Genomic DNA, 12,853 nt, shown 5'->3' on the forward strand with positions numbered 1-12,853 from the left:
AGGATTGCTATAACCAAAGACAAGATTCGCTTTCTGCCCGGACGGTTTTATGCTTTAATTAGTCTATAATCAGGTTCGAAAAGGAGACTACATATGAAACAGGAAATTCTGTCAGAGATTAAGCAGTATGAAACGATCATCATTCACCGCCACGTTCGTCCTGATCCCGATGCATACGGGTCGCAATGCGGACTGGCAGAGATCATCAAGGCTTCTTTCCCGGAAAAGAACGTCCTTGCAGCGGGACTTGGTGAATCCTCACTCGAATTTTTATATAAAATGGACACCGTGAAAGACAGTGACTACGAAGGTGCGCTCGTGATTGTCTGCGACACCGCCAATCAGGAGCGTGTGTGTGACCAGCGTTACAATACCGGTGCAAAGCTCATAAAGATTGACCATCATCCAAATGAAGATCCTTATGGAGACCTTCTTTGGGTCGATACGTCCGCCAGTTCTGTCAGTGAAATGATTTATGAATTTTATCTTGCCGGCAAAGAAGACGGGCTTGTTATGCCTGACAAAGCAGCAGAGCTGATTTATGCGGGAATTGTCGGCGATACGGGCAGATTCCTTTTTCCAAGCACGACGAAAAAAACATTAAGATACGCCAGTGAGCTTGTTGAGTATGATTTTTCGTTTACGGGCATTTATGATGAGATGTATAAGACAAAATATAATGCGGCTAAGCTCAGCGGCTATGTGCTGCAGAATTTCAAGCTGTCGTCATCGGGTGCTGCTTCCATGATCCTGACGAAAGAGATCCTGGAGCAATTTGAAGTGAGTGCTTCTGAGGCTTCACAGCTGGTGGGCATGCTTGGCAATATTGAAGGTCTTCGGGCATGGGTCTTTTTTGTAGAAGAAGCAGATCAAATCAGAGTAAGGCTTAGATCCAAAGGTCCGGTTATTAATGAACTGGCAAAAAAATACCGCGGCGGCGGCCATCCGCTTGCTTCAGGTGCATCTGTCACAAGCTGGGAAGAAGCGGATCAGGTTCTTTCAGACCTTGAAAGCATTTGCCGGAGCTTTCAATAAACAAGATGGATGAACTTATTTCACAGGGATAAACCAGTACCCGAATTCAGTTGAATCTTCGTGAAAGGTCAATCCCTGTGCAAGAAGTTCTTTTTTAATCAGTGAAGCAAGCTCGTTCGACTCCGCATAAGCTGAATAGCCTTCTTTCAGGCGTGCCGCTTTTTCCCGGGCCATCTGTTTGTGGTTTAAGACATACATCCTCATTCCTCCTGATTTTGGGTTTGCTGCTATTACCATTCTACCCGAAAGGCAGGAAGGAGTGCGGGTAAATTAATTGAAATTTCTAAAAATAAACCATTCGGTTCCCGCGGAAAGGTTCATTGGTCCCGTTTTCTATTTTGCGAATGAGACTTTAAGCTCGATTGAGAGGGTGGTGTATATGAACATTTCCTCAATTTCGACCCGGTACTGCTTGTCATCGATTTTATATACTTTGTTTTCAACTGCTTTTTTCATCAGCTTTCTCGTTTTATAAACACTTTCCAGATCCTTTGCCAAAACATCAGATACATCTTCTTTCACCTGATCCTCAATCATAAATGTCATCAGGGACGTAAACTGATAGCGTTCCCCGTTCATTAAGGTCACGCTGATCTTCTGCACCCGGAGTTTTTCCTGAGTGATTTTATTCAGATTCTGAATCTCCTCATAGTAGCTTTTATTTGTCTGTTTCAAATCTTCAATTGTGTATGTCTGTTCTTCAATTTTTGTCACCAGCTTCTCCTGCCACTCGCCATATATATAAAGAAAGATGCACCAGCTGATGATGGCGCCGAGCACCATGCCTCCAAAAAGCCGCTGCCAGGATGGGCGTCTGTATAATGGAGGGATTCTCATTCCGGTGTCTCCTGCGTCAGCCATAAGATCAGGAGCCAGCCGGTCTGCGCGCCGCCCATGGCTGAAATGATCAGCAGGACCTGTTTAATCACATCACGTGTTTCTCCTTCAAAAAATCCTCTTTCAAAGCTTGAAAAAGCGTCAAAGGTACCCCCGATTGCAGCGACAAGGGCCCATATTTTCAGTCTGTTTGCGAGACTGTAAATGGTCGACAGCGGAGGCTCACCTGCTAAGTAAGCACCGATGCCGCCAACGATCGATCCGCCCAGAATAACGCCGAGTGCTATGAAATAACTGTTGATAAAGGCCGGAATAAACGCCTCTTTAACCTCCATGCGATTCACCCCTTTCTTCTATGTATATGGACAAACAATGGAAGTATGAGATGGGACGGCTTCAATTTGTGTCACTTTTCAATAGAGAATATAATAAAAAGATGAGATTCACAGAAAGGATGGGACATGCGATTGCCATTTGTTCACCTTCAAGTTCAAAGTGCCTACAGTCTGCTGAACAGTTCAGCGCGGATTGACCGGCTTGTTGAAAAAACAGCAGCTCAAGGAGCAAAATCACTCGCGATTACCGATTTCCATACGATGTACGGGGTGGTAGCTTTTTATAAATCATGCATGAAACACGGCATCAAACCAATTATCGGGCTAATAGCGTCTGTTACGCTCGAAGAACATGGCGCAAGCGAAGGATACCCCCTTGTTCTCCTTGCCAAAAACAACGAAGGATACAGAAATCTGATCAAAATCAGCAGTGTTCTTCAAACAAGATCTCCAGAAGGAATAAAATCCCGGTGGATGAAATCCTACAGCTCAGGAATTATCGGGTTAACAGCCGGTGACAAGGGCCTGGTAGAAAAGGCGGTCTTGAGCGGGGATAAAGAGGAAGCGGAAAAAACGCTTTTGCTCTATAAATCTCTGTTTCATGAAGGCGATTTCTATCTTTCGATCCAAAACCACAGCCTGCATACAGATATAGAACTGGAGAAAGGGATTTTAGAATTAAGCGGAAGAACAGGGGTGCCTCTTGCCGCTGCTAACAACGTTCACTATATCGAAAAAGAAGATGCGTTCGCCCACAATTGCCTTCTGGCCATTAAAAACGGTGCAAAGCTTGAAGACGACAGTGACTTCGCCCTTCCTTCCAATCAGTATTATTTAAAATCCCCTGCTGAAATGGCAGAGCTGTTCAGGGATTGTCCAGAGGCTCTGGAAAATACTCTGAAAATAGCAGACATGTGCCAGGTCACAATGGAACTTGGACAAACCCGTCTTCCGAAGTATCCCGCACCTGAGGGGCAGCCGGCTGACGAATATTTGGAGCGTCTTTGCCTGTCTGGTCTCAAAGAGAGGTTCAGCAATCCGTCAGACAGCTACTATAAAAGGCTTGACTATGAGCTGAATGTAATCAGGGAGATGAAATTCAGCGACTATTTCCTGATTGTCTGGGATTTCATGAAATATGCCCATGATCATCGAATTCTCACGGGTCCGGGAAGAGGATCTGCAGCAGGCTCACTTGTTGCCTATGTTTTGAGAATCACAGATGTGGATCCAATTGAGCACCGCCTTTTATTTGAGCGCTTCTTAAATCCGGAGCGCATAAATATGCCTGATATAGATATTGATTTTCCTGATTCTAAAAGGGATGAGATCATTTCGTATGTGGCAGAAAAATACGGGGCGATGCACGCAGCTCAAATCGTGACGTTCGGAACACTCGCTGCAAAAGCTTCCCTAAGGGATGTCGGGAGAGTCATGGGGGCATCTGCCAAGGAAGCGGATGTTCTTGCAAAGCTCATTCCTTCTAAGCCCGGATCCACCTTGGAGCAGGTTCTCTCAGAATCCAAAGACCTTCAGCAGCTTCTGAATGATTCGGATTTGTACAGGAGGATTTTTGAAACAGCCGTAAAGCTTGAAGGCCTGCCGAGGCACACCTCCACACATGCAGCGGGCATGGTGCTGAGCAGCCAGCCGCTTACAGATATCGTTCCGATCCAGGAGGGTCATAACGGCATTTATTTAACTCAGTTTTCAATGGATTATCTTGAGGATCTCGGGCTTTTGAAAATGGATTTTCTCGGCCTCAGAAATTTAACGCTGATTGAGCAGATCACAGGTTTAATCGAACGCCATGAAAAGAAACGGATCGATTTTGCCCGCATTTCCTACGCGGATGATAAAACGTTCGAGCTTCTTGGCAAAGGGGACACAACAGGGGTTTTTCAGCTTGAATCAGACGGGATGCGCAGCGTTCTGAAACGGCTCAAGCCGACAGATCTTGAAGATATAGTGGCTGTAAATGCCCTGTACCGTCCGGGTCCGATGGAAAACATTCCGCTTTACATCAGAAGGAAACACCTGGAAGAGCAAATCGAGTACCCGCATCCGGACCTCTTGCCCATCCTTCAAACGACGAACGGCGTTATCGTCTACCAGGAGCAGATCATGGAGATTGCGTCTAAAATGGCAGGTTTTTCTTTAGGCGAAGCGGATCTCTTAAGGCGCGCTGTCGGAAAAAAGCAAAAAGAAATTCTTGACCGTGAGAGAGAGCATTTTGTTTCGGGCTGCCTGAATAACGGCTATGACCGGTCGGATGCAAACCATATTTACGACTTAATCGTCAAATTTGCAAATTACGGGTTCAACCGGAGCCATGCTGTTGCCTACAGCATGATTTCCTTTCAGCTTGCTTATTTAAAAGCCCACTATCCTGTTTATTTTACGGCCGCTCTTTTAACGAGCGTGATCGGAAACGATGAAAAAACCGCCCAGTACATTCGTGAGGCAAAGCAGCATGGAGTCACAGTTCTTCCCCCTTCTATTAATAAGAGCGAATATCCTTTTCTTGTCGAAAACGGAAGCATCCGCTTCAGTCTGAATGCGATTAAAAGTGTAGGCGTCAACGCTGTAAAAGAAATCTATGCGGCCAGAAAGAAAAAAGCATTCTCAGATCTGTTTGATTTCTGCACCAGGGTATCCATGAAGACCGTGAACAGACGGGTTATTGAGTCTCTTATCTTTTCGGGAGCCATGGATGAGTTTGGGATGGAGAGGTCCACTCTGCTTGCAAGCCTGGATCTTGCGATTGAACATGCTGCCCTCTTTTCAACGGATGATGAAAATTCATTTGATTTGTTTTTAGAAGAGGAAGAATTCAGCATCAAGCCGAAATATATAGAAGTTGAGCCGTTTAAAACGGAAGAAAAGCTGAAGTTTGAAAAAGAGTCGCTTGGTTTTTATTTTTCAAGCCATCCTGCTTCAGCCCATTTGCCGCTGTTTCAGCGTGCGGGAGTTCTTCCGCTGAGTGAAGCCGTGCTTTTCGGCCAGAAAAAAGTGAAGGTCGGCGTGTTCATTTCTGCTATGCGCACAATCCGGACGAAAAAAGGCGAAGTCATGGCGTTTCTTGCCTTAAGTGATGAAAGCGGGGATCTTGAAGCGGTCGCTTTTCCGAACGTTTATACGAAGGCCCGAAATTTGCTTGATCAGGGAAATGTGGTCATTCTTACAGGCAAAATGGAAACCCGCAGCGACCGCACGCAGCTGATTATTTCCGATGCGGAAACAGTAGAGGACCTGAAGAAAAGAGCAAAGACGCTCTTTTTAAAAATCGAGGAAATGCATCTTGCAGAAGGAAAGCTTCAAACCGTGCAGAATACTCTTAAAAAGCACCGCGGCACAACGCCTGTTATTCTCTACTATGAAAAAGAGAAAAAGAGCGTCAGACTGCCGGATGAATATAACACAGAAGCGAGTGCTGCATGTCTTTCAGAGCTTAGAAAATTACTCGGAGAGAAAAATGCAGCCGTCAAAGAATAAGGACAAAGGTCCGGTGCCGGACAAAAAGACAGGACTTTACAATACTTAAAATTATGTTATGATTTATTATTGGCTGGAGGTGGTCTGACCACCTCCAAATAGACCCTAAGGAGTGAGAACATGTCATTGCGCGAAGAAGCATTACATATGCATCTAGTTCATAAAGGAAAGCTTGAATCGAAATCAAAAGTACCAGTCAGAAATGCTAAAGACCTGAGCTTAGCATATTCTCCAGGGGTCGCTGAACCTTGCAAAGCGATTTATGAAGATAAAAATAAAGTGTACGACTATACAATGAAAGGCAACATGGTTGCCGTTGTTTCTGATGGAACGGCTGTGCTCGGGCTTGGAAATATCGGACCTGAGGCAGCACTTCCTGTTATGGAAGGGAAAGCTGTTCTTTTCAAAAGCTTCGCAGGGGTTGATGCGTTTCCAATCTGTTTAAACACAACGGATGTGGACAAGATTGTAGAAACGGTCAAACTTCTCGAACCTACTTTCGGCGGCGTAAATCTTGAGGATATTGCTGCTCCGAATTGCTTCGTTATTGAAGAGCGCCTGAAAAAGGAAACAAATATCCCGATTTTCCATGATGACCAGCACGGCACAGCCATCGTAACAGTGGCAGGCCTTGTAAACGCATTGAAGCTTGCGGGCAAATCCATGTCAAGCATCAGGGTGGTTGCAAACGGAGCGGGTGCAGCTGGCATTGCCATCATTAAGTTGCTTTACCGCTACGGTGTGCGCGATATTATCATGTGCGATTCCAAAGGGTCGATCTTTGAAGGCCGCTCTTATGGAATGAACAGTGTAAAAGAGGAAGTGGCCAAATATACAAACCGCGACCGCACAGAGGGAAGCCTTGCCGACGTCATTAAAGATGCGGACGTGTTTATCGGCGTTTCAGTAGAAGGAGCTTTAACGAAGGAAATGATTGCATCCATGAAAAAAGATCCGATCATCTTTGCTATGGCAAACCCTGTTCCTGAAATCATGCCCCATGAAGCGAAAGAAGCGGGCGCGATGGTCATCGGAACAGGCCGTTCCGATTTCCCGAATCAGGTAAACAACGTTCTCGCTTTTCCGGGCATTTTCCGCGGGGCGCTTGATGTGCGCGCTACACACATAAATGAACAAATGAAAATTGCGGCTGTAGAAGCGATTGCTGCCCTGATTTCAACTGAGGAACTGACGGCGGATTATGTTATCCCGGCTCCATTTGATGCCCGGGTTGCTCCTGCGGTGGCTGCGGCTGTTGCCAGGGCAGCAATGGAAACAGGAGTGGCCAGAATAAAAGCCGATCCTGATGAAATTGCAGAAAAAACGAAGCAGCTTGCGATTATTGAATCAAAGTGAGTGATGTACAATGAGTGCATCCAAACCTAAAGTATATATCGAAATTCTCCGCGAAATCAGGTCGATCATAAAAGAAGACGGGCTCGCTGCGGGTGATAAAATTCCATCTGAACGCGAGCTTGCCGAACGGCTGCAGGCCGGGCGGTCCTCTGTCAGAGAAGCGCTTCGGGCGCTTGAGCTCCTGGGGATCATTGAAACGAGGCGCGGGGAAGGCACATTTATTAAAGACTTTCGCGACAATGACCTTGTTGAAATTCTCGGCACCTTTATTCTTCAGGATAAAAATGCGATTTCTGATCTTACTGAGATGAATAAGCTTCTTGAATATAATGCCCTGCAGGTCCTGCTTACAAAAGACCGCGAGGCGGAACTGAAAGAACTGAGAGACAGGTTGAAGCAAGAGATGATGACCCGTGCAGCATTCATGACAGAGCTTATGAAATTGTCGGATAATTTTCTGCTGTACCGCATTTGGACAGTTGTCAGCGAGTACGTAAAGCTGATTCAGCCCAAACCTGAAACCGGATCTCAAGCCGTCTATAAAGAAATCATTGACGGACTGCTTTCCAAGGACGAAAATCGTGTATTCCAATCTTTTTACACTCTAGCTCATAAAGAAAGTGCCGATAAGGCATAACATCTTTTTTCGGAAAGGCTTCCCTGCTGCCGGCTTATTATCAGCGGCGCAGCTTCACAGCCTGCAAAAAAATGGATGATGGTCTGGCAATTGCCCGGTCGTTTTCATAGAAAAGGAGGCAGCGATTTGTTAAAGGATTTATTTTCAAAGAAAAAGAAATATGCATCCATTCCTTCAGATCAGGCAAAGCACGATGTGCCTGAAGGAATTATGACAAAATGTCCAAGCTGTAAAAAGATTATGTATACGAAAGAATTAAATAAAAACCTGCGCGTGTGCATGAACTGCGGCCACCACCATACAATGAATGCCAAAGAGCGCATTAAGAGTTTATTTGATGAACATACATTTAAAGAGTTTGATAAAGAGATGGTATCTGAAAACCCTCTTAATTTTCCGGGCTATCTTGAAAAAGTAGAAAAAGACCGGAAGAAAACAAAGATGAATGAAGCGGTCGTAACAGGCGAGGGAGCCATTAACGGCAATCAGACCGTGGTTGCGGTCATGGATGCCACCTTCCGGATGGGAAGCATGGGATCGGTTGTTGGAGAAAAGATTACGAGAGCGATTGAGCGCGCGAATGAAAGAAAACTTCCATTTATCATCTTTACAGCTTCAGGCGGAGCGAGAATGCAGGAAGGTGTTTTAAGCCTCATGCAGATGGCCAAAACGAGCTCTGCCCTGAAACTGTTCAGTGATAACGGCGGATTGATCATTTCTGTTATGACACACCCGACAACCGGCGGTGTATCAGCAAGCTTTGCCTCTTTGGGAGATTACAATTTTGCTGAACCGAAAGCGCTGATCGGTTTTGCCGGCAGACGGATTATTGAACAGACGATCAGGGAAGATCTTCCGGAAGATTTCCAGACGGCAGAATTTCTTTTAAAACATGGTCAGCTAGATGCGGTCATCAACCGTCTCGATATGAAGGATACTCTTTCGAATATCCTTGAGCTTCATTCCTCAGGAGGTGCATCTTCATGGTAGGGGAACTGGAATTTGAAAAGCCCGTTACAGAACTGAGGGCAAAAATCTCTGAACTGAAAGAGTTTACGGAGAGTACAGATGTGGATTTGTCTGCTGAGATCTCAAACCTTGAAGGACGCCTTGAAAAGCTTGAGAGAGAAATATACACAAATCTTCAGCCGTGGGACAGAGTTCAGATTGCAAGACATCCGAACCGTCCGACAACACTTGATTATATTGAAAAGCTCTTCACAAACTTTTTTGAGCTTCACGGGGACCGCTATTACGGGGATGATGAAGCCATCGTCGGCGGAATTGCCAAATTTAACGGACTTCCTGTAACGGTCATTGGCCATCAGCGCGGAAAAGATACAAAAGAAAACATCCGCAGAAACTTTGGAATGCCTCATCCCGAAGGCTACCGCAAGGCGCTCAGGCTGATGCATCAGGCTGACAAGTTCGGCCGTCCGATCATTTGCCTGATTGATACAAAAGGAGCATACCCTGGAAAAGCAGCCGAAGAACGCGGCCAAAGTGAAGCCATTGCAAAGAACCTTTTTGAAATGGCGGGGTTATCCGTACCGGTCATCTGTATCGTAATCGGCGAGGGCGGAAGCGGCGGTGCGCTTGCTCTTGGAGTCGGCAACCACATCCATATGCTTGAGAATTCAACCTATTCGGTTATTTCCCCCGAAGGAGCTGCGGCCCTTTTGTGGAAGGATTCAGGGCTTGCAAAAAAGGCAGCGGAAACGATGAAAATTACTGCCCCGGACCTGAAAGAACTGGGTGTAATTGATCAAATCATCAAAGAAGTAAAAGGCGGCGCCCACAGGGATGTTGCTGAACAGGCAAAAAATATGAATCAGGTCATTCATGATTCTCTGAAGGAGCTTTTAAAGCTTAATGGAGAGCAGCTGATTCAGCACCGATATGAAAAGTTTAAAAGAATCGGCCAGGTTTCGTTTGCAGAGGAAATTATTGGGGTAAAATAGGTTAACGTGTAGCCTTCGTCAGGAAGGCGGCACGTTTCTTTTTTTGAAAGGACTGTTTTGCAGAGCTTAAATCATAAATGAAGAATGCCAAATCTGGTTATTCATAGAAAAACAGCCAGTTCATGTGAGTGAGATTATTCGACAATCCGAAAAGGAAGCGTTTACTTGACTTAATTTTCAAAGATTCGCTGAAAACCCTTCAGGACAGGCGGTTTTATTGTATAATGAGAAAGGTTTAAAGGTAACGTGAATTTTCGACATTTGTCGTTTCTTGTCTATTGTATTGCCCATTTCTTCATGTTATTTTAATATCACATACTACTTTGGGGTGAGAAAAATGAAAAAAATCGGCGTATTAACCAGTGGAGGAGATTCACCTGGCATGAACGCTGCCGTACGTGCTGTCGTACGTAAAGCGATCTATCATGACGTAGAGGTGTTCGGCATTTATCATGGTTATTCAGGCTTGATTGCAGGCCATATAGAAAAACTTGAACTCGGTTCGGTAGGAGATATTATCCACCGCGGGGGTACAAAGCTCTACACAGCCCGCTGCCCGGAGTTTAAAACAGTTGAAGGCCAGCTCAAAGGCATCGAACAACTGAAAAAGCACGGCATTGAAGGCCTTGTAGTCATCGGCGGAGACGGTTCTTATATGGGAGCTAAAAAACTGACTGAACACGGTTTCCCGTGCGTAGGCGTTCCAGGCACCATTGACAATGACATTCCAGGCACAGATTTTACAATCGGATTTGACACGGCACTTAATACCGTGATTGATGCAATAGACAAAATTCGTGATACAGCAACTTCACATGAGCGTACATATGTAATTGAAGTAATGGGACGCCATGCAGGAGACCTTGCATTATGGTCCGGCCTTGCAGGCGGAGCAGAAACCATTCTGATTCCTGAAGTTGACTATGATATGGAAGATGTACTTGCCCGTCTGAAGCACGGAACAGACCGCGGCAAAAAGCACAGTATCATCATTGTTGCTGAAGGCGTTGGAAGCGGAGTTGACTTCGGAAGAAGGATCGAAGAAGCTACAAACCTCGAAACACGTGTCTCCGTTCTTGGCCACATTCAGCGCGGAGGATCGCCAACAGCATTTGACAGAGTCCTTGCAAGCCGTCTGGGAGCTTATGCTGTAGAACTTCTTCTTGAAGGCAAAGGCGGACGTGCGGTCGGCATTCAGAGCAACAAGCTGACGAACAATGATATCCTCGAAATTCTAGACACACCGCATACGATTGATCAGAACATGTACCAGCTTTCCAAAGAATTATCCATCTGATATCCCATCAGACTGGTATCGTTTTCACACCTATATACAGGAGGAATTTATCGAATGAGAAAAACGAAAATAGTTTGTACGATCGGCCCTGCAAGTGAAAGTGTAGAGAAGCTTACACAATTGATGGAAGCAGGCATGAACGTATCACGCCTGAACTTCTCCCACGGAGATTTTGAAGAGCACGGAGCACGCATCAAAAACATCCGCGAAGCAGCTGCAAAGCTTAATAAGAATGTTGCCATCCTTCTTGATACGAAAGGACCGGAAATCCGCACACATTCTATGCAGGACGGAGCAATTGAACTCGTAGCAGGATCTGAAGTAACGGTTTCTATGACTGAAGTTCTTGGTACAGCAGACAAGTTCTCCATTTCTTACGAAGGTCTTATCGACGATGTTCATACAGGTTCAATCATTCTTCTTGATGACGGTCTGATCGGTCTTGAAGTCATTGAAATAAATAAACAGGCGAGTGAAATCAGAACAAAGATCCTTAACACAGGAACACTTAAAAATAAAAAAGGCGTCAACGTGCCGGGAGTAAGTGTAAAACTTCCTGGAATCACGGAAAAAGATGCAAATGACATCGTGTTCGGAATTGAGCAGGGAGTGGACTTTATCGCTGCATCATTCGTGCGCCGCGCTGCAGATGTTCTTGAGATCCGCGAATTGCTTGAAAAACATGGAGCATCTCAAATCCAGATCATCCCGAAAATTGAAAACCAGGAAGGCGTCGACAACATCGATGAAATTCTTGAAGTATCAGACGGCCTTATGGTAGCGCGCGGAGACCTTGGTGTTGAAATTCCGGCAGAAGAAGTGCCTCTTGTTCAAAAAGAATTGATCAAAAAGTGCAACGCAGCAGGCAAGCCTGTTATCACAGCTACGCAAATGCTAGACAGCATGCAGCGCAACCCGCGCCCTACACGCGCAGAAGCAAGTGACGTTGCAAACGCCATATTCGACGGTACCGATGCAATCATGCTTTCTGGTGAAACAGCAGCCGGTTCATACCCGGTAGAAGCTGTTCAAACAATGAACAACATCGCTTCTCGTGCAGAACAGGCACTTGATTACAAGCAGATCCTTGCAAAACGCAGCGAACAAGCTGATATGACGATTACAGATGCAATCGGACAATCGGTTGCACATACAGGCTTAAACCTTCAGGCAGCTGCAATTGTAGCAACGACTGAAAGCGGCCATACTGCACGCATGATCTCAAAATACCGTCCTAAAGCTCCAATCGTTGCGGTTACATCATGTGAATCTGTTTCACGCAAGCTTGCTCTTGTATGGGGCGTACATTCACGCAACGGCGAACAGTCTTCATCAACAGATGAAATGCTTGATCAGGCTGTTCAGGAATCCCTTCTTTCAGGTGTAGTCAAGCATGGTGATCTGATTGTCATCACAGCTGGTGTGCCGATCGGAGAAACAGGCACAACGAACCTGATGAAAGTTCATGTTGTCGGCGATGTTATCGCTAAAGGCCAGGGCATTGGCCGCAAAACAGCATTCGGCAAAGTTGTAGTGGCAAGCTCAGCTGCTGATGCAGAAGCAAAAATGACACAGGGAGCCATTCTGGTTTCTCAAAGCACAGACCGCGACATGATGCCTGCGCTTGAAAAAGCAGCTGCTCTTATTACAGAAGAAGGCGGCTTGACAAGTCATGCTGCTGTTGTAGGCTTAAGCCTTGGAATTCCTGTTATTGTCGGCGTTGAAAACGCAACAGACATCTTCAAAGACGGACAGGAAATCACAGTAGACGGATCACGCGGCGCGATCTATCAAGGACACGCAAGCGTACTTTAAGTGAATACAGAAAAAGAGAAGGGCAGTTCCCTTCTCTTTTTTGCATATGTTTCATATACTGTTGCAGTAGATGAACAAGCCTTTT

General features: G+C 45.6%; 11 protein-coding genes. 8 read left to right on the forward strand and 3 right to left on the reverse strand.

Features of this window, described 5'->3' with window-relative positions; genetic code table 11:
- Positions 1–93: 93 nt before the first annotated feature.
- Positions 94–1,035: a DHH family phosphoesterase gene (locus ACTSEZ_RS13155; RefSeq protein WP_369734639.1), complete on the forward strand. Its 942-nt coding sequence runs from the start codon at positions 94–96 to the stop codon at positions 1,033–1,035.
- A gap of 15 nt (positions 1,036–1,050) precedes the next feature.
- On the opposite strand, the gene ACTSEZ_RS13160 is transcribed toward ACTSEZ_RS13155, so the two are convergent.
- The 3 genes from ACTSEZ_RS13160 to ytrH form a co-directional block, all read right to left on the reverse strand.
- The gene (locus ACTSEZ_RS13160; RefSeq protein ID WP_029279131.1) at positions 1,051–1,233 is read right to left on the reverse strand and encodes a YtzJ family protein; all 183 of its coding nucleotides are present in this window, start codon (positions 1,231–1,233) and stop codon (positions 1,051–1,053) included.
- Between the two features lie 135 nt (positions 1,234–1,368).
- Complete coding sequence (gene ytrI, locus ACTSEZ_RS13165; protein ID WP_029279132.1) at positions 1,369–1,872, reverse strand: sporulation membrane protein YtrI; 504 nt, start codon at positions 1,870–1,872, stop codon at positions 1,369–1,371.
- Entirely contained in the window at positions 1,869–2,207 is a 339-nt protein-coding gene (ytrH, locus tag ACTSEZ_RS13170; RefSeq protein ID WP_029566849.1) for a sporulation membrane protein YtrH, read from the reverse strand. Before ytrH ends, ytrI begins: the two co-directional genes overlap by 4 nt.
- 132 nt (positions 2,208–2,339) lie before the next feature.
- On the opposite strand from ytrH, the gene dnaE reads away from it, so the two are divergent.
- From dnaE to pyk, 7 genes are all read left to right on the forward strand, one after another.
- Positions 2,340–5,702 (forward strand): DNA polymerase III subunit alpha, encoded by a 3,363-nt coding sequence (gene dnaE, locus ACTSEZ_RS13175; protein ID WP_369734835.1) that lies wholly within the window; start codon positions 2,340–2,342, stop codon positions 5,700–5,702.
- 120 nt (positions 5,703–5,822) lie between these two features.
- Positions 5,823–7,058, forward strand: coding sequence for an NADP-dependent malic enzyme (gene ystJ / locus ACTSEZ_RS13180; RefSeq protein WP_369734640.1), 1,236 nt, complete (start codon positions 5,823–5,825; stop codon positions 7,056–7,058).
- A gap of 10 nt (positions 7,059–7,068) precedes the next feature.
- Positions 7,069–7,695, forward strand: coding sequence for a FadR/GntR family transcriptional regulator (locus tag ACTSEZ_RS13185; RefSeq protein WP_369734641.1), 627 nt, complete (start codon positions 7,069–7,071; stop codon positions 7,693–7,695).
- Positions 7,696–7,821: 126 nt separating this feature from the next.
- Complete coding sequence (gene accD, locus ACTSEZ_RS13190; protein ID WP_369734642.1) at positions 7,822–8,685, forward strand: acetyl-CoA carboxylase, carboxyltransferase subunit beta; 864 nt, start codon at positions 7,822–7,824, stop codon at positions 8,683–8,685.
- Positions 8,679–9,656, forward strand: coding sequence for an acetyl-CoA carboxylase carboxyl transferase subunit alpha (gene accA, locus ACTSEZ_RS13195; protein ID WP_369734643.1), 978 nt, complete (start codon positions 8,679–8,681; stop codon positions 9,654–9,656). The genes accD and accA overlap by 7 nt, the downstream gene beginning before the upstream one ends.
- Positions 9,657–9,993: 337 nt before the next feature.
- Positions 9,994–10,953, forward strand: a complete 960-nt coding sequence (gene pfkA, locus ACTSEZ_RS13200) for a 6-phosphofructokinase (protein WP_369734644.1) — start codon at positions 9,994–9,996, stop codon at positions 10,951–10,953.
- 54 nt (positions 10,954–11,007) lie between these two features.
- Positions 11,008–12,768, forward strand: a complete 1,761-nt coding sequence (pyk, locus tag ACTSEZ_RS13205; protein WP_369734645.1) for a pyruvate kinase — start codon at positions 11,008–11,010, stop codon at positions 12,766–12,768.
- Positions 12,769–12,853 lie beyond the last annotated feature (85 nt).

Origin of the sequence: Metabacillus mesotrionivorans (genome assembly GCF_052171315.1) — a bacterium.
Lineage (GTDB): Bacteria > Bacillota > Bacilli > Bacillales > Bacillaceae > Bacillus_P.